This is a genomic window from Alcanivorax xiamenensis (genome assembly GCF_009846745.1).
In the GTDB taxonomy this organism is placed as follows: Bacteria; Pseudomonadota; Gammaproteobacteria; order Pseudomonadales; family Alcanivoracaceae; genus Alloalcanivorax; species Alloalcanivorax xiamenensis.
In genome coordinates, this window is the sequence record NZ_AQPF01000027.1 from 1 (window position 1) to 20,816 (window position 20,816).

The 20,816-nt window shown below is 63.5% G+C and carries 20 protein-coding genes and 1 pseudogene; 14 read left to right on the forward strand and 7 right to left on the reverse strand.

Going from position 1 to position 20,816, the window contains the following annotated elements; translation table 11 throughout:
• Window positions 1-139: 139 nt before the first annotated feature.
• The 5 genes and pseudogenes from fadA (A6D6_RS14610) to fadB form a co-directional block, all read right to left on the reverse strand.
• Window positions 140-402, reverse strand: a pseudogene (gene fadA, locus A6D6_RS14610) (acetyl-CoA C-acyltransferase); the annotation flags it as partial.
• A gap of 50 nt (window positions 403-452) precedes the next feature.
• Complete coding sequence (locus tag A6D6_RS14615) at window positions 453-746, reverse strand: type II toxin-antitoxin system RelE/ParE family toxin (RefSeq protein WP_159661139.1); 294 nt, start codon at window positions 744-746, stop codon at window positions 453-455.
• The gene (locus A6D6_RS14620; RefSeq protein ID WP_159661140.1) at window positions 743-1,003 is read right to left on the reverse strand and encodes a type II toxin-antitoxin system ParD family antitoxin; all 261 of its coding nucleotides are present in this window, start codon (window positions 1,001-1,003) and stop codon (window positions 743-745) included. Before A6D6_RS14620 ends, A6D6_RS14615 begins: the two co-directional genes overlap by 4 nt.
• Before the next feature lie 149 nt (window positions 1,004-1,152).
• Window positions 1,153-2,328: an acetyl-CoA C-acyltransferase FadA gene (fadA, locus tag A6D6_RS14625; RefSeq protein ID WP_116028165.1), complete on the reverse strand. Its 1,176-nt coding sequence runs from the start codon at window positions 2,326-2,328 to the stop codon at window positions 1,153-1,155.
• A 24-nt stretch (window positions 2,329-2,352) separates the two neighbouring features.
• Window positions 2,353-4,500 (reverse strand): fatty acid oxidation complex subunit alpha FadB, encoded by a 2,148-nt coding sequence (fadB, locus tag A6D6_RS14630; RefSeq protein ID WP_159661141.1) that lies wholly within the window; start codon window positions 4,498-4,500, stop codon window positions 2,353-2,355.
• A 546-nt stretch (window positions 4,501-5,046) separates the two neighbouring features.
• Between fadB and recJ the strand changes: the two genes are divergently transcribed.
• From recJ to A6D6_RS14670, 8 genes are all read left to right on the forward strand, one after another.
• Window positions 5,047-6,738: a single-stranded-DNA-specific exonuclease RecJ gene (recJ, locus tag A6D6_RS14635; RefSeq protein WP_159661159.1), complete on the forward strand. Its 1,692-nt coding sequence runs from the start codon at window positions 5,047-5,049 to the stop codon at window positions 6,736-6,738.
• 340 nt (window positions 6,739-7,078) lie between these two features.
• Window positions 7,079-7,363 carry a DUF7352 domain-containing protein gene (locus A6D6_RS14640; RefSeq protein ID WP_014993874.1) on the forward strand — a complete coding sequence of 95 codons (285 nt, stop codon included), beginning with the start codon at window positions 7,079-7,081 and terminating at the stop codon, window positions 7,361-7,363.
• Window positions 7,364-7,620: 257 nt separating this feature from the next.
• Window positions 7,621-8,740 (forward strand): peptide chain release factor 2 gene (prfB, locus tag A6D6_RS14645; RefSeq protein WP_159661142.1). Its coding sequence is split into 2 segments (ribosomal slippage): window positions 7,621-7,692 and window positions 7,694-8,740, totalling 1,119 coding nucleotides; the frame shifts between segments, so codons are not numbered across the junction.
• 98 nt (window positions 8,741-8,838) lie between these two features.
• Window positions 8,839-10,335 carry a lysine--tRNA ligase gene (gene lysS / locus A6D6_RS14650; RefSeq protein ID WP_159661143.1) on the forward strand — a complete coding sequence of 499 codons (1,497 nt, stop codon included), beginning with the start codon at window positions 8,839-8,841 and terminating at the stop codon, window positions 10,333-10,335.
• Window positions 10,336-10,449: 114 nt separating this feature from the next.
• Window positions 10,450-11,118, forward strand: coding sequence for a TetR/AcrR family transcriptional regulator (locus A6D6_RS14655; protein ID WP_133490619.1), 669 nt, complete (start codon window positions 10,450-10,452; stop codon window positions 11,116-11,118).
• Entirely contained in the window at window positions 11,111-11,791 is a 681-nt protein-coding gene (gene ung, locus A6D6_RS14660; protein WP_133490620.1) for a uracil-DNA glycosylase, read from the forward strand. The genes A6D6_RS14655 and ung overlap by 8 nt, the downstream gene beginning before the upstream one ends.
• Before the next feature lie 116 nt (window positions 11,792-11,907).
• The gene (locus A6D6_RS14665) at window positions 11,908-13,020 is read left to right on the forward strand and encodes an enoyl-CoA hydratase/isomerase family protein (RefSeq protein WP_159661144.1); all 1,113 of its coding nucleotides are present in this window, start codon (window positions 11,908-11,910) and stop codon (window positions 13,018-13,020) included.
• A gap of 207 nt (window positions 13,021-13,227) precedes the next feature.
• Window positions 13,228-14,229 (forward strand): NAD(P)H-dependent flavin oxidoreductase, encoded by a 1,002-nt coding sequence (locus tag A6D6_RS14670; RefSeq protein WP_159661145.1) that lies wholly within the window; start codon window positions 13,228-13,230, stop codon window positions 14,227-14,229.
• 238 nt (window positions 14,230-14,467) lie between these two features.
• Here the strand turns inward: A6D6_RS14670 and ygfZ are convergent, their stop codons facing one another.
• On the reverse strand, window positions 14,468-15,415 hold the full coding sequence (gene ygfZ / locus A6D6_RS14675; RefSeq protein WP_159661146.1) for a CAF17-like 4Fe-4S cluster assembly/insertion protein YgfZ: 948 nt from the start codon (window positions 15,413-15,415) through the stop codon (window positions 14,468-14,470).
• Window positions 15,416-15,541: 126 nt separating this feature from the next.
• On the opposite strand from ygfZ, the gene A6D6_RS14680 reads away from it, so the two are divergent.
• Both A6D6_RS14680 and A6D6_RS14685 read left to right on the forward strand, forming a co-directional pair.
• Window positions 15,542-15,799: an FAD assembly factor SdhE gene (locus A6D6_RS14680; RefSeq protein ID WP_133490624.1), complete on the forward strand. Its 258-nt coding sequence runs from the start codon at window positions 15,542-15,544 to the stop codon at window positions 15,797-15,799.
• On the forward strand, window positions 15,759-16,193 hold the full coding sequence (locus A6D6_RS14685) for a hypothetical protein (RefSeq protein ID WP_159661147.1): 435 nt from the start codon (window positions 15,759-15,761) through the stop codon (window positions 16,191-16,193). Before A6D6_RS14680 ends, A6D6_RS14685 begins: the two co-directional genes overlap by 41 nt.
• On the opposite strand, the gene nadB is transcribed toward A6D6_RS14685, so the two are convergent.
• Window positions 16,177-17,814, reverse strand: a complete 1,638-nt coding sequence (nadB, locus tag A6D6_RS14690) for an L-aspartate oxidase (protein ID WP_159661148.1) — start codon at window positions 17,812-17,814, stop codon at window positions 16,177-16,179. The two genes, A6D6_RS14685 and nadB, sit on opposite strands and share 17 nt — an antisense overlap.
• Window positions 17,815-18,182: 368 nt before the next feature.
• On the opposite strand from nadB, the gene rpoE reads away from it, so the two are divergent.
• From rpoE to A6D6_RS14710, 4 genes are read left to right on the forward strand one after another with little or no spacing between them, the layout of a single operon-like run.
• Window positions 18,183-18,767 carry an RNA polymerase sigma factor RpoE gene (gene rpoE / locus A6D6_RS14695; protein ID WP_133490627.1) on the forward strand — a complete coding sequence of 195 codons (585 nt, stop codon included), beginning with the start codon at window positions 18,183-18,185 and terminating at the stop codon, window positions 18,765-18,767.
• Window positions 18,768-18,771: 4 nt separating this feature from the next.
• Window positions 18,772-19,353 (forward strand): sigma-E factor negative regulatory protein, encoded by a 582-nt coding sequence (locus A6D6_RS14700; RefSeq protein WP_133490628.1) that lies wholly within the window; start codon window positions 18,772-18,774, stop codon window positions 19,351-19,353.
• A gap of 3 nt (window positions 19,354-19,356) precedes the next feature.
• Entirely contained in the window at window positions 19,357-20,334 is a 978-nt protein-coding gene (locus A6D6_RS14705) for a MucB/RseB C-terminal domain-containing protein (RefSeq protein WP_133490629.1), read from the forward strand.
• Window positions 20,331-20,792, forward strand: coding sequence for a SoxR reducing system RseC family protein (locus A6D6_RS14710; RefSeq protein WP_133490630.1), 462 nt, complete (start codon window positions 20,331-20,333; stop codon window positions 20,790-20,792). Before A6D6_RS14705 ends, A6D6_RS14710 begins: the two co-directional genes overlap by 4 nt.
• Window positions 20,793-20,816 lie beyond the last annotated feature (24 nt).

Sequence of the window (20,816 nt, forward strand, 5' to 3'; positions counted from 1 at the left end):
TGGACTGTCAGGGGAATACCATCACTACACATTTTTTTGTATCCTGGATCTTACTCGATGATTAGATGGTGTCAGCAGAGGCAAGCTTGTGCGCCTTACCCCTCTCTCATCAGAGGAAAAGGGGGCTGTTTAGAAGGACTTAAGCCCGTTCAATAACCGTAGCAATCCCCTGGCCCAATCCAATACACATGGTTGCCAGGCCAAGCGGGCCCCCTTTCCATTCCATGACGTTGAGCGCGGTGCCCCTATTGGTAGGGCGCCGGAGCAGCCCAGGGGGTGGCCCAGGGCGATGGCGCCGCCGTTGAAGTTGACCTTCTCTTTGACTTTGTCGATCAGCTTCAGGTCTTTCAGCACCGGGAGGGATTGCATGGCGAAGGCTTCGTTGAGTTCGACGTAGTCGATGGTCGGGCCGGCGCGGGCCTAACCGCGAGGGAAGCAGACTACTGCTCTGCTCAAAAGTGCCGCGTAACGTCCTGTCTGGCGTGAAGAATTCGAATGACTTGCAACTCTTGCTGGTGAATTCGATAGAAAATGATATGGCTGGTAACGGAAGCGCTGTATACGTCGGGGGATAGCTCAGGTCGCGCCTTGCCGGTCTTCGGTTGTCGGAACAGTTGCCAGAGTTTGGCTTTGAGCGAGTTCATGTACTCGTCCGATCTGGTCGTGCCCCAATGGCGCGATCCGTATTGGTGGATGGAGCGCAAATCCTCGCGGGCGGCGGGCGAGATGATCAGAGAAAGCGTCATCCGGTCTTGATGTCGTCAAACAGGCGGTCGAGTCCGGCCTTGCTGTCAACGCGAATGCCTTGGCCCTGGTTCAATGGCAGGATGCCTTCTTGAAGCTGTTCGCGTAGTCGGGCCAGTTTGAGTTCGTTGACCCATTCCTCGTGGGTTTCCACGAACCGCAGGGCTTCCCGGACCACCTCACTGGCGTTGTTGTATAGGCCGCTGTCCACTTTGGCTTTGATACGGGCTTCGAGTTCGGGGGTTAGTGAGACGTGCATGCCCACTCTCCTGAGGGTGAGGGTATCGTTAGATACTAGTCTTGCTACATAGATTGTCAATCTATGTATTTTCCTGGAGATGAAAAAAGCCCCGGCGGGTTCACCCGCCGGGGCTTTTGAGCTCTTGGCAACGATGGAAGAGAGGGCGATTAAACCCGCTCAATCACAGTAGCAATCCCCTGACCCAACCCAATGCACATGGTCGCCAGGCCGAGCTGGCCGTCTTTCCATTCCATGACGTTGAGCAGGGTGCCGGTGATGCGGGCACCGGAGCAGCCCAGGGGGTGGCCCAGGGCGATGGCGCCGCCGTTGAGGTTGACCTTCTCTTCGACTTTGTCGATCAGTTTCAGGTCCTTCAGTACCGGCAGGGACTGCGCGGCGAAGGCTTCGTTGAGTTCGACGTAGTCGATGTCGTCGATGGTCAGGCCGGCGCGGGCCAGGGCTTTCTGGGTGGCCGGTACCGGGCCGTAGCCCATGATGGCGGCGTCGCAGCCGGCCACGGCCATGCTGCGGATCTTGGCGCGCGGTTTCAGGCCCATGGCCTGGGCTTGTTCGGCGCTCATCACCAGCATGGCGGAGGCGCCGTCGGACAGTGCCGAGGAGGTGCCGGCGGTGACGGTGCCGCTGACCGGGTCGAACACCGGGCGCAGTTTGGCCATGTCCTCGATGCTGGCGTTGGGGCGGATCACTTCGTCGATTTCACACAGCACTTTGTGGCCGTCGGCGTCGTGGCCTTCGATCGGCACGATTTCGTTTTTCCAGCGGCCTTGTTCGGTGGCTTCCCAGGCTTTCTGGTGGGAGCGCACGCCGAACTCGTCCTGCTGTTCACGGGTGATGCCGTGCATGCGGCCGAGCATTTCCGCGGTCAGGCCCATCATGTTGGAGGCCTTGGCGGTGACCTTGGACAGTTCCGGGTTGAGGTCCACGCCGTGGTCCATGGCCACATGGCCCATGTGCTCCACGCCGCCGATCACGAACACCTCGCCGTTGCCGGTCTGGATCGCCTGGGCCGCGGAGTGCAGCGCCTGCATGGAGGAGCCGCACAGGCGGTTGACGGTTTGCGCCGCGGTGGTGCGGGGCAGGCCGGCCAGCATGGCGATGTTGCGGGCGATGTTCATGCCCTGTTCCTTGGTCTGGTTCACACAGCCCCAGATCACGTCCTCGGTTTTGCTCAGGTCCCAGCCCGGGTTACGGGCTTGCAGCGCTTCCACCAGCAGGGCGGACAGCTTTTCCGCGCGAACGTTGCGGTACTGGCCGTTTCTGCTTTTCCCCATGGGGGTACGGACAGCGTCGACAATGACTACGTCTTTCGGATTCAAACTCATAAATAAATCTCCTCTGCCCGTGCCTTACGCGAAGAAGGACTCGCCCTTGGCGGCCTTGTCCTTGAGCATTTGCGGCGCTTCATAAAGGGCGCCCAGGTGTGCGTACTTGTCGCACAGGTCGGCGAATGCCTTGGTACCGATGCTGTCGATGTAGCGCAGCGGCCCGCCACGGAACGGCGGGAAGCCGATGCCGTAGATCATCGCCATGTCCGCTTCGGCGGCGGAGCCGACGATGTTGTCTTCCAGACAGCGGACGGTTTCGGTGCACATCGGGATCATCATGCGGGCGATGATCTCTTCGGCGTCGAATTCCTTGCGCTCGGCGGCCATCGGCTTGAGCAGCTCGTAGCTGCCTTCGTCGGCCACTTTCTTCGGTTTGCCCTTCTTGTCCTGCTCGTAACGGTAGAAGCCAATGCCGTTCTTCTGGCCGTAGCGCTCGTTCTCGAACATGATTTCGGTGGGGTCCTTGAAGTCGTGCTGCATGCGGTCCGGGAAGCCTTCCGCCATCACTTTGGCGGCGTGCACGCCGGTGTCGATGCCGACCACGTCGAGCAGGTAGGCCGGGCCCATGGGCCAGCCGAACTTCTGCATTACTTTATCCACTTGCTGGAAGTCGGCGCCGTCGCGTACCAGCATGCCGAAGCCGGCGAAGTACGGGAACAGCACGCGGTTCACCAGGAACCCGGGGCAGTCGTTGACCACGATCGGGTTCTTGCCCATTTTCTGGGCGTAGGCGACCAGGGTGGCGATGGTTTCGTCGGAGGTTTTCTCACCACGGATCACTTCCACCAGGGGCATCATGTGCACCGGGTTGAAGAAGTGCATGCCGCCGAAGTTTTCCGGTTTTTTCAGCGCTTCCGCCAGTTTGGTGATGGAGATGGTGGAGGTGTTGGAGGCCAGAATGGTGCCGTCCGCCACTTTCTCTTCCACTTCCGCCAGCACGGATTGTTTCACCTTGGTGTTTTCCACCACGGCTTCGACGATCACGTTGACGTTTTCAAAGTCGCCATAGTTGAGGGTCGGGCGAATGGAGGAGAGCACCTTGCCCATCTTGGCGGCGTCCATCTTGCCTTTGGCGACGCGCTTGGCGAGCAGTTTGGAGGCCTCGTTCATGCCCAGGTCCAGCGCCTTGTCGGCGATGTCCTTCATGATGATCGGGGTGCCTTTGAGGGCGGACTGGAAGGCGATGCCGCCGCCCATGATGCCGGCGCCCAGTACCGCGGCCTGCTGGATGTCCTTGGCGGTCTTGGCGACCTTGCCGTTGACTTTCTTCACTTGCTGGTCGGCCAGGAACAGGCCCACCAGGGCGGTGGCTTGCGGGGTCTTGGCCACTTTGGCGAAGCCCTGGGCTTCCACGTCCAGCGCTTCCTCGCGCTTCATGCCGGCGGCTTTCTGCATCACCTTCACGGCTTCCACCGGCGCCGGGTAGTTCTTGCCTGCCTGCTGCATGACCATGGCGGTGCAGGTCTGGAACGCCATCATGTTTTCCATCGGCGGCAGCTTCAGCGGCTCCAGCTTTTCCTGGCGCTTGGCGCGGAAGTCGATCTTGCCGGCCAGGCATTGCTTGACCAGATCGATGGCGGCGTTGTGCAGGTCGTCGTGCTTGACCACCGCGTCCACCACGCCGTCTTTCAGGGCTTTTTCCGGTCTTTGCTGGGCGCCGGTGGCGATCCACTCAACGGCGTTGTCCACGCCCACCAGGCGCGGCATGCGCACGGTGCCGCCGAAGGCCGGGAAGATGCCGAGTTTCACTTCCGGCAGGCCGATCTGGGCCTGTTCGCTCATCACCCGGAAGTCGCACACCAGGCACATTTCCAGGCCGCCGCCCATGGCGAAGCCGTTGATCGCGACCACCTTGGGAATGTCCAGATCCTCGAAGGCGCTGAAGATGTTGTTGGCTTCACGGGACCATTTGGCGATCTCCGCTTCTTCCTGGGCGAACATTTCGGTGAATTCGGTGATGTCCGCGCCAACGATGAACACCTTCTTGCCGGAGGTGACGATCAGACCCTTGATCTGGTCACTGCCCTTGATGGCGTCGATGGCTTTCTGGAAGTCTTCCAGGGTGGCCCGGTTGAACTTGTTGACGGACTCGCCCTGAAGGTCGAACTTCAGCTCGGCGATGCCGTCGTCAAGCAGTTGTACGCTTACGGCGTTGCCTTGATAGATCATAAGATTGCTCTCCAGTCCCAAAGTCCGCGGCGTGTCGCCGCATTTGGTGAGCCTGCTTCCGCCTCCGTGGAGGCCCGTGTGCCAGCACGTGAGTAAACACTCACATGAATGGCGAAACCATGAATCCGGATGCCGTACCCGATGGTGCGTGGCAGGCGAGTTCCAAAGTGCGCCCGATGTTCTCGGGCCGCGCCGCGCCAGGCCGGGGCCTGGTCCAGCGACACGGGGGCGTCGGGCGCGCTTTGGGGCCGCCTGATGCGTGCCAAGCATGGGCATCTCTGTGCCACTTGTTAACACCTCCAGCGACGTAATGTCCTGAAGCCCCCGGATTAAATCGTCATTCCGCGTGCTGGTGCGGTATCCGGATTGGGCGCCAAGTATAGGAAAGCGGGCGCGGTTTATTTAGCCCCTTTTGTGACTTTATGGTCGGAGAAGGGACTTTCATGGTTGCCGCCCGCGCCCTGGCCCTTTAAATGCATTGACCCAGTATACCCGTCGACCCTGTATACTCAGCCCCCGCTTCAAATTGATGAAAGGGTGTCCGCCGTGGTCCGTGCTTTCCCTACCGTTCGCCGCCGTCATGTGGAAATCCCCGCCGGTCTGGCCGAGGTGCCGCCGTTGCTGGCACGCATCCTGGCGGCGCGGGGCATGAGCGGCGCCGAGGAGCTGGACCTGAGCCTGAACCGCCTGCCGCACCCGCGTCAATTCGGTGGCCTGGAGCAGGCGGTGGCGCTACTGCTGCAAGCGCGGCGCGAGCATTGGCGGGTGTGCGTGGTGGGCGATTACGACGCCGACGGCGCCACCGCCACCGCCGTGATGGTAAAGGGCCTGCAACAGCTCGGCTTCGTCCGTCCCGACTATTTGGTGCCGGACCGCTTCGAATACGGTTACGGCCTGTCGCCGGCCATTGTCGACCTGGCCCGGGAGCGTTACCAGCCGGATTTGTTGATCACCGTGGACAACGGCATCGCCAGTATCGATGGCGTGGCGGCGGCCCGGGCCGCCGGTTTGCGGGTGCTGATCACCGACCACCATTTGCCCGGCGACACGCTCCCCGAGGCCGACGCCATTCTCAACCCCCGTCTGTGCGAGGAGGGCTTTCCCGCCGCCAACCTGGCCGGCGTTGGCGTGGCCTTCTATGTATTGATGGCGTTGCAGAGCGCGCTGGAACTGCGCGGCCGGGTGGTGGATCTGCTCGATCTGGTGGCGCTGGGCACGGTGGCGGACGTGGTGGTGCTGGACGGCGCCAACCGCATTCTGGTGGAGCAGGGCCTGCGCCGTTTGCGCGCCGGTCAGGGTTCACCGGGGGTGCGCGCGCTGCTGCGGGTGGCGGGCCGCGATCCGGCGGTGGCCGCCGATCTCGGCTTCGCCGCCGGGCCGCGCCTCAATGCCGCCGGGCGCCTCTCGGACATGAGCCACGGCATCGAGTGTCTGCTGGCGGAGAGCGACGCGGAGGCCGAGCGTCACGCCCAGGAGCTGGACACCATCAATCGAGAGCGGCGCGGCATTGAGCAGGGCATGCGCGAGGCCGCCATGGCAGAGGTGGCACGGCTCACCGGACCGACGCCGGCGGCGCTGTGCCTGCATGGTGACGACTGGCACGAAGGGGTGGTGGGCATTCTCGCCTCGCGGGTCAAGGAGGCGCTGAACCGGCCGGTGATCGCCTTCGCCCCGGCCCGGCAACAGGGCCTGCTGAAGGGCTCTGGCCGTTCCATTCCCGGCCTGCATCTGCGCGATGTGCTGGACGCGGTGGCCACCGGCCATCCCGGTCTGCTGCAGAAGTTCGGCGGCCACGCCATGGCCGCCGGGTTGACCCTGGAACGCCGCTATCTGGCCGAATTCACCGAGGCGTTCCAGGCGACGGTGGCGGCCCAGGCCGACGAGGACGTGTTCCTGGATGTGATCGACACCGACGGCGAGCTCGGTGAGACGGACATCACCCTGGCCAACGCCGAGCTGCTCAGTCACCGTTTTCCCTGGGGCCAGGGCTTCCCGCCGCCGCGTTTCGACGGGGTGTTCGAGGTGCTCAACCACCGGGTGGTGGGCGAGCGTCACCTTAAACTGACCCTGGGTCTGCCGGATGTGGGCGCGGCGGTGGACGGTATTTTCTTCAACGCGCCGGTGGCGGACCTGCCCACCCGGATTCAGCGGGTGGAGGGCATCTACCGGCTGGAAGTGAATGAATTCCGCGGCCAGCGCAATCCGCAGTTGCTGTTTGAGTATTTGCAGGTGGTGTGAAAAGGCGCTTGCACGCAGCACGCTCGCACGCGAATGAGGAGGCGGCCATTGGCCGCGCCTTCAATAAAGGACAAGGCGTTGACTGAGAGAAAGAGGCCACAACGCTTTTCGCTGCGTGTTGCGTGTTGCGTGTTGCGTGTTGCGTGTTGCGTGTTGCGTTTCAGGTGTCTCCCCCCGGGGACTTTGCTAGCATTGCTCTTCGCGCCTGACCGCGCCTTAACGATTGCGCGCCCCGCCGCCTTCGCGGCCTGGCGCTAACGCCGGCCCAAAAGGCCGGATTGACCATCCCCCGGCGGCTATCGCCATCCCGGGGAGCAGCGACCCTTAACGGAGGGGAGACATGAAAACAATTCACAAGCATCGCCTGGACATCTCGAGCCAGGTGCAGGAGCTGCGTTTGCCCGAGGACGGCACCGTTCTGCGGGTGGACTACGTGGCCCAGGAAGCCTTGATTTATATGTGGGTGGAAGTGGACGCCGACACCGTCATCGACACGCCGAAGGAAACCCGGCGCTTCAAGGTGTTCGCCACCGGCAGCGGTATTCCCGACAACGCCCGCTACATCGGCACCACCCTGGATACCCTCAAACCGGAGGCGTATCACGTTTTTGAGTTGAAGGATTAGACGACGCTTACACGCAACACGCAACACGCAACACGCAACACGCAACACGCTGGCACGCAAAGACAGGAGCCCGGCTGATGGTAGGCATCATGGTGATTCACTTTCCCGGGTAATCCGGCCTTTCCAACAGGCCCCGGGGCCGGCAAGTATGGCGTGCCGGCGTGTTGCGTGTAAGCGTGCCCCTCGTCAGTCGCCCCACAAACCGCTAAAATCCCCGCCTTTCCCCATTCATTTGAGACGATTCGAGTAGACGCCTTATGGAAGTCAATCCGCTGCGTACGCACCTTTCCGACCTGTCCGAGCGCGTGGAAGCGCTTAGGGGGTATCTTTGACTACGCTGTAAAAAGCGAACGACTGGTCGAAGTAGAAAGGGAGCTGGCCACCCCGGACGTGTGGAATGAGCCGGAGCGGGCCCAGGCCCTGGGCAAGGAGCGGGCGCAATTGGAGTTGGTGGTGAAGACCCTCGATGAGGCCACTCAGGGCATCGCCGACACCGGTGACCTGCTGGAACTGGCGGTGGAAGAGGGTGACGAGGCCACCGTCCAGGAAGTGGACGCGGACCTGGAGCGGCTCGAACGGCAGGTGGCCGATCTGGAATTCCGCCGTATGTTCTCCGGCGAGATGGACACCAGCAACGCCTATCTGGACATCCAGGCCGGGTCCGGCGGCACCGAGGCCCAGGACTGGGCGGAAATGCTGCTGCGCATGTACCTGCGCTGGGGCGAGGCCCACGGTTTCAAGACCTCCCTGGAAGAAGCCTCCGCCGGTGACGTGGCCGGCATCAAATCCGCCACCGTGCGTTTCGAGGGGCCTTATGCCTACGGCTGGCTGCGTACCGAAACCGGCGTGCACCGGCTGGTGCGCAAGAGCCCGTTCGATTCCGGTGGCCGCCGTCACACCTCGTTCAGCTCGGTGTTCGTGGCGCCGGAAGTGGACGACAACATCGACATCGAAATCGATCCCGGCAAGTTGCGCACCGACACCTACCGTGCCTCCGGCGCCGGTGGTCAGCACGTTAACCGGACCGACTCGGCGGTACGTCTGACCTATGTGTTCACCGATCCGGACACCGGCGAGGAGCACACCGTGGTGACCCAGTGCCAGTCCGAACGCAGCCAGCACCAGAACCGCGACAAGGCCACCAAGATGATGATGGCCAAACTCTACGAACTGGAAATGCAGAAACGCAATTCGGCCAAGCAGGCGCAGGAAAACGCCAAGTCGGATATCGGCTGGGGCAGCCAGATTCGCTCCTATGTGCTGGACGACGCCCGCATCAAGGATTTGCGCACCGGGGTCGAGAACCGCAACACCCAGGCGGTGCTGGACGGCGACCTGGACCGCTTTATCGAAGCGTCCCTGAAAAGCGGGTTGTAACAACGCTTGAAGCCGGACGCCAGACGCCGGATGCTGAGCCACAATAGCGTCCGGCGTCTGACGTCCAGCGTCGGGCGCTTTATCGGAACTGAAATGCTATGAGTAATGACGATATTTCCCAGAATGCCGCGGCCTCCCAGGCCGATGAAAACCGCCTGATCGCCGAGCGCCGCGCCAAACTGGCGGCCTGGCGGGAAGAGGGTGCCGCTTTTCCCAATGACTTCCGCCGCGACGCCCTGGCCGCCAGCCTGCAGGCGCAATACGGCGAGTTGAGCAAGGAAGAGCTGGAAGAGCGGGACATCCAGGTGGCGGTGGCCGGCCGCCTGATGCTGGACCGCAAGGCGTTCAAAGTGCTTCAGGACATGTCCGGACGGATCCAGATCTACGCCAGCAAGGACGTGCAGAAAGACACCAAGCACTGGGATCTGGGCGACATCGTCGGCGTGCGCGGCAAGCTGTGCAAATCCGGCAAGGGCGACCTGTACGTGATGATGGACGACTACCGTCTGCTCACCAAGGCGCTGCGGCCGCTGCCGGAAAAACACAAAGGCCTTACTGACACCGAGGCCCGTTATCGTCAGCGTTACGTGGACCTGATCGTCAATGAGGACAGCCGCCGCGCCTTCCAGATCCGCTCACAGGTGGTCGCCGGCATCCGCAACTATCTGGTGGCGCACGGCTTCATCGAAGCGGAAACGCCGATGCTGCAGGTGATCCCCGGTGGCGCCACGGCGCGGCCGTTCATCACCCACCACAACAGCCTGGATCTGGACATGTACCTGCGCATCGCGCCGGAACTGTACCTCAAGCGGCTGGTGGTGGGCGGCTTGGAGAAGGTGTTCGAGATCAACCGCAACTTCCGCAACGAAGGCCTCTCCACCCGGCACAATCCGGAATTCACCATGCTGGAGTTCTACCAGGCCTACGCTGGTTATCAGGACCTCATGGATCTCACCGAGGACATGCTGCGCACCCTGGCGCGGGACGTGCTGGGTACCACCGAGATCCCGTACCAGGGCGAGGTCTATGATTTCGGCAAGCCGTTCGCGCGGCTGTCGGTGTTCGACTCGATCCTCCAGTTCAATCCGGACATGGAGGCCGCCGAACTGGCCGACGAACAGGGCGCCCGCCGCATTGCCGAAGGGCTGGGCATTCCGCTCAAGCCGATCTGGGGCCTGGGCAAGGTGCAGATCGAGATCTTCGAGAAAACCGTGGAGCACCGGTTGAAGGACCCCACCTTCATCACCGACTACCCCACCGAAGTGTCGCCGCTGGCCCGCCGCCGTGACGACAACCCGTTCGTCACCGAGCGTTTCGAGTTCTTCGTCGGCGGCCGCGAGATCGCCAACGGCTTCTCCGAGCTTAACGACGCCGAGGACCAGGCCGAACGCTTCAAGCAGCAAGTGGCGGAAAAGGAAGCCGGCGACGACGAGGCCATGTTCTTCGACGAGGACTACATCAACGCCCTGGAACACGGCCTGCCGCCCACCGCCGGTGAGGGCATTGGCATCGACCGGCTGGTGATGTTGTTCACTGATTCGCCGTCGATTCGGGATGTGATCCTGTTCCCGCACATGCGGCCCCAGGGGCGTTGACAATTGGCGGGACGGACGAGTCTGGTCACGAAGCGTTGCAAAGTGAGGCCTTACTAAGCTTACACCGGCTGGTAAGCTGGAGAGGCCATCATTAGCAGAACAACGAGTCGTCCCATGACCACGACCATTCAATACCAAGGCCGCAAGGCCCGCCGCGCCGGCAGTGAGCAACGCCGGCGCGCCATTCTCGAGGCTGCCCTGACCATCATCGTTCGCGACGGTATCCGCGCCGTGAGGCACCGGGCCGTGGCGCGCGAGGCCGATGTGCCGCTGTCCGCCACGACCTACTATTTCAAGGATATCGGTGACCTGATCGCGGATACCTTCACCTTGTTCGCGGAACGGGCCCTCAGCGACGTGATCGGGCCGTTCCGGGACCAGGCGTTCGCGCTGATCCGTCAGCTCGACGGGGCGCCGGTAACCAACGCGGCGCAAAGGAGCCAGTTGATTGACCAATTGGCGGACCTGACCACGCGCTTTATCCTTGATGAGCTGCAGAACCGGCGCGAGCACCTGATCGCCGAGCAGGCGTTCCTGCAGGAAGCCATCCTCGATCAGCGGCTGCGGAAGCTGGCGGACCTTTATTTGCAGCAGCAAACCGATATTCTGGTGGAGGCTTGCCGGGCTTTTGGCTCGGACCAGCCGCAATTGGACGCGGAACTGATCCACGGCCAGATCATGGTCATCGAGGTGCGGCTGCTGGCGCACCCCGAATGGGTGGATGAGTCGTCCCTGCGTAACCGGACACGACATTTACTGGACAGGTTGGTACCCCATGTCTGACGCCAAGGCCGCCCTGGAACCGGGGTGGATGAACGTTCTCGGAGCGGAGTTCGACAAGGATTACATGGCGCGCCTGAAGGCGTTCCTGCGTGAGGAAAAGCAAAAAGGCGAGACCGTGTTTCCGCCGGGCCCGGACATCTTCCGGGCCTTCAACGACACCCCCTTCGAGGACGTCAAGGTGGTGATCCTCGGCCAGGACCCGTACCACGGGCCGGGCCAGGCCCACGGCCTGTGTTTCTCGGTGCAGCCGGGCGTGCGGGTGCCGCCGTCGCTGGTCAATATTTTCAAGGAAATCGAACGGGATCTGGGGATTCCCGCCCCGGATCACGGCAATCTCGAGCCCTGGGCCCGGCAAGGCGTGCTATTGCTCAACGCGGTGCTCACCGTGCGCGCCGGCCAGGCCGCCTCCCATCAAAAGCAGGGCTGGGAAGAATTCACCGATCAGGCCATCGACCACATCAACCGCGAGCGTGAGGGCGTGGTGTTCATGCTGTGGGGCAGTTACGCGCAAAAGAAAGGACGCCTGATCGACCGTCAGCGCCACTGTGTGCTGACCGCGCCGCACCCGTCGCCGCTGTCGGCGCACCGCGGTTTTCTCGGTTGCGGGCATTTTTCCCGCGCCAACCAGTATTTGATTCAACAGGGCAAGACGCCGGTGGACTGGGCCCTTTAACGGCTTTTTGCAACACCCGGGTGCTTTCCGTGGTTTGATACTTGCTATGGCGATTGTTTCTCCAATCGATTCTTTTTCGATCGGGATTTCTATCGGAAAAAGGAGCCCGTTCAGGCATGACCGACACCGTTCTGTTTCAGGAATTGCCCACCGCCTCCGGCCATGTGATCGGCCGCGCCACCCTTAACGCTCCCGCCGCCCTCAATGCGCTCAGCCTGGACATGATCGAATCGTTGAGCCGGCGGCTGGACGACTGGCAGCGCCGTGATGACGTGGTCGCGGTCTGGCTGGACGGTGCCGGTGACAAGGCGTTTTGCGCCGGTGGTGATGTGGTGGCCCTGCACCGGGCCATGGTGCGCCACGCGGGCAAGAACCGTAATCCGGAAGTGGAGGCTTACTTCGCCGCCGAATACCGGCTCGACCACCGTCTGCACCGCTCACCGGTGCCGGTGATCTGCTGGGCCGATGGCCTGGTGTTGGGTGGCGGCATGGGACTGATGCAGGGCAGCACCTTCCGGCTGGTGACGGCAAACAGCCGGTTCGGTATGCCGGAAATCAACATCGGTCTGTACCCGGACGTGGGCGCCAGTTGGTTCCTCAATCGTCTGCCGGGGCGTACCGGTTTGTTCCTGGGACTCACTGGCGTGCATTTCGATGCCCGCGACGCCTTGAATCTGGGGCTGGCGGACCGCTGCCTGGATCAGGACGCGGAACATTTGCTGGACGATCTCGGTGGCCAGAGCTTCACCGGCGAGCGCACCGCCGACCACGCTCTGCTGTTTCGTTTCTTTCGTGACGCCGCCCATTATCCATTGCATCTGGACGGCGCGGTCAGCGCGCGGCGGAATCTCATCGACACTTGGTGCGACGGCGCGGATCTGCCGGAAGTGGTGGAGACTCTGCTGGCGGCGAAAGAATGCGACAGCTGGCTCGACAAGGCTCGCGCCAACCTCACCAACGGCTGCCCGCAAACCGCTTTCCTGGTGTGGGAGCAACTGCGCCGGGGGCGTTATCTGTCGCTTGAAGACGTGTTCCGCATGGAATGGACGCTGTCGGTGCAATGCGCGCTGCACGCGGATTTCCGTGAAGGCGTACGGGCGCTGCTGATCGACAAGGACGGCAAGCCCCGTTTCCGCCACCGCGGTGTTCATGATGTGCCGGCGGGGTACATCGATGCCTTCTTCGAAAACCCGGCGCCGCGGCATCCGCTGGCGGATTTGGGGTCCTAGCGGTGAAAATCGCTGGCAAGCCAGCTTCCCACGGCGGCGTCGCAGCCCCGTCTGTGGGAAGCTGGCTTGCCAGCGAATCGGCGTTCAAGCGTGTCCGCACTTTCCCATAAATACCAGTGATAATGAGTATGCCCGCGTTGTGCTGGTGCCCCGCGCCGCGCGGCGTTAGGGTTAGGTTCCTTCTTCGTTCCAAGCAGGGAGCCAGGCATGTCTTTCCAGCATTACAACTTGATTCAAGCGCCCATGGCCGGTGGTATCAGTGGTGCCCGTTTCGTCGCCGAGGCGAGCCGTGCCGGAGCGCTCGGTTCGGTGGGCGCCGGTTATTTGAGCGGCGCCGTGATTCTGGAGTCGGCGCGTGGCGTGCGTGATGCCGGTGGCGATGCGTTCGCCATCAATCTGTTTATTCCACCCTCACAAACGCCGGACGCCGAACAAGTGGTGCAAGCAAAGGCGGCACTGCGCGCTTGCTATGCCGCCGCCGATGTACCGATGCCGGAACAGTTCGCGCCGCTGCCGTCCTTCGATGAGCAGTTCGAAGCGGTGCTGGAAGCGCGCCCGGCGGTGTTCTCCTACACCTTCGGCCGTCTGCCCAAGGACCGCATGGACGCCTGCCGCGCGCGCGGTATCGCCCTGGTGGGTACCGCCACCAGTGTGGCGGAGGCGCAAGCGCTGGCCGAGGACGGCGTTGACGCGGTGGTGCTGCAGGGCGAGGAAGCCGGTGGTCATCGCGGCAGCGTCGATCCGCTGGCGCCGGGCATGCCGCTGGATGATCTGCTGGCGGCCTGCCGGCAAGCGGTGTCGCTGCCGTTGATCGCCGCTGGCGGCCTGATGGACGGCGCCGACATGACGCGGGTAATGCGCGCCGGTGCCGCCGCCGCGCAATTGGGCACGGCGTTTCTGCGCTGCCCGGAAGCGGACACCGCGTCAGTCTGGAAACAACGGCTGGCCGAAGCGGGCCCCGACGCCACCGGCGTCACCCGCGCGGTCTCCGGCCGCTGGGCACGGGGCCTGGCCAACGCCTGGATGGACGAACGCGCCCCCCGGGACATCGCTCCCTACCCGGAACAGCACCGCCTGACCTCGCCCCTGCGCAAAGGCGCTGGCGCCGACTGGAAAAGCCTCTGGGCCGGCACCGGCGCGCACCGTTCCCGGGAGATGCCGGTGGCGGAGCTGGTACGGACGCTGGAAGAAGAATGGAGAAGCAGTTGACAGTTGATAGTGGACAGTTGACAGCGAAAAAACAAAAAAAGCCCGATCTTTAGCCGCTGTGGGAAGCTTGCTTGCAAGCGAATGGGGGGCGCTTCATCGTTTGGCAATATTCGCTTGCAAGCAAGCTTCCCACAGCGGTTTCGTAGCATGATCTGTGGGAGCCAGCCTGCTGGCGAATGGCGCGCGCAAATGGAGTTTGCACTTCCGCATTTTTCTTTTCGCTGTCAACTGTCCACTATCAACTGTCAGCTTGTTTCGGTAGCTCATAAGGCAAATCGAGCGGCGTTACGTTCAGCGCCTGATCGTCAGCGAACAATTCCCCCTCATAGTCCAGGCGCACCACCGCGAGCAGGCGCGGGGAGGGGGTGCCGCGGGCGCTGTCGACGACTTCGCCGACGGCGCGGCCGTTGCTGTCGCGCAGGGGCTGGCCAGGGGAAAGGCGCGGGCCGTGGTGGGTGAAAGCGGCCATGCGTTGTTTGAGTTTGCCTTTGAAGTGCATGCGCGCCACCACTTCCTGGCCGGTATAGCAGCCCTTGTTGAAGCTGACGCCGCCGAGCAGGTCGTAATTGAGCACTTGTGGCAGGAACAGGTCCTCGGCGCCGGGATAAATCTGTCCCTCGCCGGCGCCGATATCGAGAAAACGCCAACCTTCACTATCGATCACGGTGCGATTGGCGCGGTCCAGGCCGGCCAGCGTGGCGGCGTCGCCAATCGCCAGCAGTTGCTCGGTGAGTGGATAGCGCAGCAGGGTCAGGCCATCGTCGTGGCGGCCATGGCCGGGTTCCGGCAACGCCAGACCGGTTTGCTCCAGCGCTCCGGCCAGACCGGCCACCAGCAGGTCCCCGGCCACTTCGAACGTCACTTTGGCGCGCAGACGGTATTTTTCCAGGCAGCGGATCACCGCTTCGGTCATGGTCGCCGGACACAGAATCAAATAGCCCGGGTCATCGCGGACCAGGCGCAGGCTCACCAGGCCGCGGCCTTTCAGTGACAGATGCATGGCGGCATGGTGCTCGCCCTGGTCGATCCGTTTCAGGTCGCAGGTGAGCTGCCCTTGCAGATAGGTTCCCGCTTCCTCGCCGCGCACCCGCACCACCGCCAGATGGTCGCAGATTGCGAAGGCCGGTGTGGTCACGCCGCCGTTGGCGGGGGAGAGTTCCGCGATCAAAGAGGACCAAGCGCTCATAGTGTTCCCGGTTATTGGCTGGTCACACATGATAGGGAATTACACCGGGTGCTGTCAGCCATGGCCCATACCCTCCGGCGAGCCGCTGACATACAATTGCGGTTCGCTTAATCGTTGGGGAAAGACATGTCGCTGGCCGATCTGAAACGTCGTTATCGCTGGCAGTGCCGTCGTGGCGCTTCCGAGGTGGAGGTGGTGCTGTACGGCTATCTGGATCACCACTTCGAGCAGGATAGCGAGGCCAACCGGGCGCTGTTCCCGCAACTGCTGGAATGCGCGGACGTCGACATGCTGGAGTGGTTCACCGCCCGTTCGGAACCGCAAGACCCGGAGTTACGCGCCTATGTCCACCACATCCTGGGCCTCGTTTCCGCCCCGTCTTGAACTGCGCCCCTCACGCTGGCCGCGCCGCCTGCGTCTTGCTGCTCTTCTGATTGCCGTGCTGGCACTGTGGCACAGCGCGGTGCCGGTGTGGGCGTGGCCGTTGCTGTTGGCCGGGTTGGTCTGGGGGGTGCGGCGATGGCGGCCGCCAGTGGTGACGGCGGTGGCGGTGACCGCCACGGAGGTGACGCTGGTGTTGGGAAATGGGGGCCTGGAGGATCGGGGGTTGGAAGAGCGCCGGGTCACCGTGACCGCGCCGTTCCGTGCCTGGACGCCCGGGCCCTGGCTGGCGTTGCGCTGCCCCGGCCGGGGCTGGGTGTGGATCTTCGCCGATCAGGCCGGGGAGGCGGCGCTCACACCGCTGCGCCAGGTGCTCTGGCTCAATCGGCGGCGCTGACCGGCGAAAGGGCGCCCTCGTGCAAGGGGCTGTTGTCCGGCACCAGTACGCTGTCCCGTGGCGGATCCTGGGGGCCGGGAAACTCGCGCATGAAATGCAGTCCCCGGCTTTCCCGGCGTTGCAGCGCCGAACGGATGATAAGGTCGGCGATCACCACCAGGTTGCGCAGCTCCAGCAGGTCATTGCTGATGTGGTAGTTGCTGTAATACTCACTGATTTCCTTCTGCAGCAAGTCCACCCGGTGCTGGGCCCGCTCCAGCCGTTTCACCGTGCGTACGATGCCCACGTAGTCCCACATGAAGCGCCGCAGTTCGTCCCAGTTGTGGCTGATCACCACGTCCTCGTCGGAGTCGGTGACCAGGCTGTCGTCCCATTCCTCGGCGCCGCGTGGCAGCGGCGGACCGGGCAGGTGCTCGCTGATGTGGCGGGCCACGGAGCGGCCGTACACCAGGCATTCCAGCAGGGAGTTGCTGGCCATGCGGTTGGCGCCGTGCAGACCGGTGAAACTGGTCTCGCCCAGCGCGTAGAGGCCGGGCAGGTCGGTTTCGCCGTTCTGGTTGATCATCACCCCGCCGCAGGTGTAATGGGCCGCCGGCACCACCGGGATCGGGTCGCGGGTGATGTCCAGGCCCAGTTGCAGGCACTTGGCGTAGACGGTGGGGAAGTGCTCGATAATGAAGTCCGCCGGCTTGTGGCTGATGTCCAGATACAGACAGTCGGCGCCCAGGCGTTTCATTTCATGGTCGATGGCGCGGGCCACCACGTCCCGGGGCGCCAGCTCGGCCAGTTCGTGGAAGCGCGGCATGAAACGCTCGCCGTTGGGCAGCAGCAATTTGCCGCCTTCGCCGCGGATCGCTTCGGTGATCAGGAAGCTCTTGGCCTTGGGGTGATACAGGCAGGTCGGGTGGAACTGCATGAATTCCATGTTCGCCACCCGGCAGCCGGCGCGCCAGGCCATGGCGATGCCGTCGCCGGTGGCCACGTCCGGATTGGAGGTATACAGGTACACCTTGGACGCGCCGCCGGTGGCCAGCACCACCGAGCGGGCCAGAATGACATCGGTTTCACCGCTGCGGATGTCATGCACATAGGCGCCGCAGCAGCGCCGCTCGCCATCGTGCACCTGGGTGATCAGATCCACCGCCACCCGGTGTTCGAACCGTTCCACGTTGGTCTTTTCCTTGACGCGGTCGATCAGCGTGCTGGAAATCGCCACGCCGGTGGCGTCGGCGGCGTGGATGATGCGCCGGTGGCTGTGGCCGCCCTCACGGGTCAGGTGGTAGGGCAGGGGCGCGTCCTGGCCGCCGGGCATGCGGGTGAAATCCACCCCTTGTTCAATCAGCCAGCGGATCGCTTCCGGGCCGTTTTCCACCGTGAACCGCACCGCGTCGTCGTGGCACAGGCCAGCACCGGCCACATGGGTGTCCTGCACATGGCTGTCCATGGAATCGGATTCATCCAGCACCGCCGCCACGCCGCCCTGGGCGTAATAGGTGCTGGCGTGGGTCAGTTCGCCCTTGGAAAGCAGTGCCACCCGGGCATTGTCGGGCAGGCGCAGGGCCACGGTCAGGCCGGCGGCGCCGGAACCGATGATCAGAACGTCGTAATGAAAGGTTGCCATAGCTATCCGCGGTTATCCGCGCTGCCGGCTCGACACCGTGACCGGGGACGGTACGCAAAGCGGCGCATTATGGAGGTGAATTGTTGAACCATTGTGAAAACCGGCCATGTTCAGGGAGGCCAGTATAGCGGTCCAGGCAACTCCTGTTACAATACCGCGCTTCAATCCTGGCCGGCGGGGCGGAATCCACTCCGGCGCGGCCAGGGCAAGGCGAAGATCGCGACATTCCGGGGGGCACAGTGCTTCTGCAACACCAGCTCACGACGGGAAAAACAGGGCCATCGGTTCCTGGTCGGCATATGCCGTGCGTCCCGTGCCGACGGGATGTCGCCGCTCGTCTTGCCACGACCACCCCGAAGGAGTGCTAGGTGCCCGACGAACAGTTGGTCAAAAAAGCCAAAAATGGTGATCAGCGCGCCTTCGAAGTGTTGGTACTAAAGTATCAGCAGCGTATTTTCGCTCTCATCAGCCGCTATGTTCGTGACCAGGACGAGGTCCAGGACGTGGCCCAGGAAGCCTTCATCAAAGCCTGGCGCGCGTTGCCGCGGTTCCGTGGTGACAGTGCCTTCTATACCTGGCTTTACCGCATCGCGGTCAATACCGCCAAGAACCATTTGGTGGCCCAGGGGCGCCGTCCTCCGGGCACCGATCTGGATGCCGCCGAGGCGGAGCAGTACAGTGGCGCGGAAATCCTGCACGAGATTGGAACCCCTGAGTCCCACGTGTTGTCCGAGGAATTGGAGGCAGTGATCCACCGGGCCATCGAGGAACTGCCCCAGGAACTCAAGACCGCCGTGACCTTGCGTGAATTCGAGGGCCTCAGCTATGAGGACATCGCCGCGGTCATGGAATGCCCGGTGGGAACGGTGCGTTCGCGCATCTTCCGGGCTCGGGAAGCCATCGACGAGGCGGTGCGGCCCCTGCTAGGGTCGCAACGTGGAGACAAAGGGTGAGGTCATGAAACGGGACTTTGAAGTGTTGTCCGCCCTGCTGGACGGTGAAACCAATGAATTCGAGACGCGGCGGGTGCTGCGGGATCTGGACGATAAGGGTCTGGATACGCTGGCCCGTTGGCAACTCACCCGTGATGTGATGCATGGTCAGGCGGTTCGGCCGGTGCCATCGTCCTTTAACGCGCGTTTGTCCGAGGCGCTGGCGGCGGAGTCGGCGCCAGCGCGCCGGTCCGGCCTGGTGGGCGGTTTCGCCCGGGTGGCGGTGGCCGCCTCCGTGGCCGCCGCCACCGTGGTGGGCTGGCAGTACTGGAGCGGGCCCTCCGGCTCTTCCATGTCTCCCGGCGCGCCGCAAAACACCCTGGCCGCCAATGATCAGCGTATGAGCCGTCCGTTCGGTGATCTGTCTCTGGTGTCGCAAAGCGCCCGTGGCGGTGCCGGCGCGGTGCCGGTGCAGGTCAACGCGGCCCAGCCGCGGGTCAACGCCATGCTAATGCGGCACAGTGAGTTCGCCGCCCGCCACAGCGGTCAGGGTATGATGCCCTATGCTCGCCTGGTGAGCATGGACGCCCGCAACGGAGCACGCTAACGAATGCTGCGAACCCTCGCTTTTGGCCTGACCCTGATGGCGCCGCTGCCGGCGCTGTTGCTCGCCCCGCCGGCCTCGGCCCAGGAAGCCCCCGCGGCAACCCTGCTGCAATCCATGTCCGAGGCATCCCGGCAACTCAACTATAAAGGCCGTTTCCTCTATCAGTTCGGGGCCGAAGTGAGCACCATGGAGGTGAGCCATGCGATCTTCGATGGCCACCAGTATCAGCGTCTGACCCATCTCGATGGCCGTCTGGTGGAAGTATTGAGGCGCGGACCGGAACTGGTCTGTCTGCATTCCAACGGCACCCTTACCCGAATTGACGACGCCAATGGTTCTCCACTGGAATTCCAGGACCGGCTGGCCAGCGCGATCCCTTCCCAGTACAACGTTCTCCTCGACGGCGATGGCCGGGTCGCCGGCCGCCCGACCTTGCGCGTGCGCGTGGCGCCGCTGGACAACCACCGTTACGGTTACCGGCTGTGGCTGGATGGCGAAAGCAAGCTGCTGCTCAAGTCGGAAATGGTGGACGGCAATGGCCTGGCGCTGGAGCGGGTGGAATTCGTCACCCTGGACCTGAATCCCGGGCTGCGGCCCGAGGACTTCAACGTGCCCGAGACCCACAGCGAACGGGCCCTGGAAAACGTGGCGTCTTCCCGGCCCGGCAACTTCGTCATCGAGGCGCAGTGGCTGCCCGGCGGTTTCGAGGCCGTGGATCAGGACTGGCGCCGGGTCGACACGGTGGCGGACCCGGTGGCGGCGCAGAGTTACAGCGACGGTCTCGCCACCTTCACCGTGTTCGCCGAAGCCACCGATAGCGCCAGCCCGGAAGAGGGCGTCAGCCGGGTCGGGCCCACCGTGGCGATCAGCCGCCACACCCAGAACGGCCCGGTTACCTTCCTTATGACCCTGGTCGGTGAGATTCCCCAGCCCACCGCCGAACGGGTCATGCAATCAATACAGGTCTCCACGGCGCAATGATCGAGGAGCACGGGCGCGTGGTGGCACGGGAGCCCGGCGCGATCTGGGTGGAGACCGTGCGGGCCGGTGTCTGTGATGCCTGCCAGGCCCGCAAGGGTTGCGGCCATCGTCTGATCAATCAAAGCGGCGGGCAGCGGGCCCGTCTTCGCGTGCTCACCCCCGATACGTTCCAGGAAGGCGAGGAAGTGGTGGTGGGGATTCCCGAAGGCGCTTTGTTGCGCGGTGCTTTGTGGGTTTACGCTTTACCCTTGGTTCTACTGTTCGCGGGCGCTCTGCTCGGCGGCGCCCTGCCGCTGCCGTTCGACGGCGCCGCGCTGTTCGGGGTGCTGGGCCTGCTGCTGGGTTTCATCATCAATCGCTGGCGCGATCACGGTGATCGCGGCCGGGCGTATCAGCCAACGGTCCTGCGCCGCTGTCCGGCGCGGGAGGAAGGGGCGGTCAGGATGCTTTCTCCATAGCGGTGTCAGTACAAGACACACTGA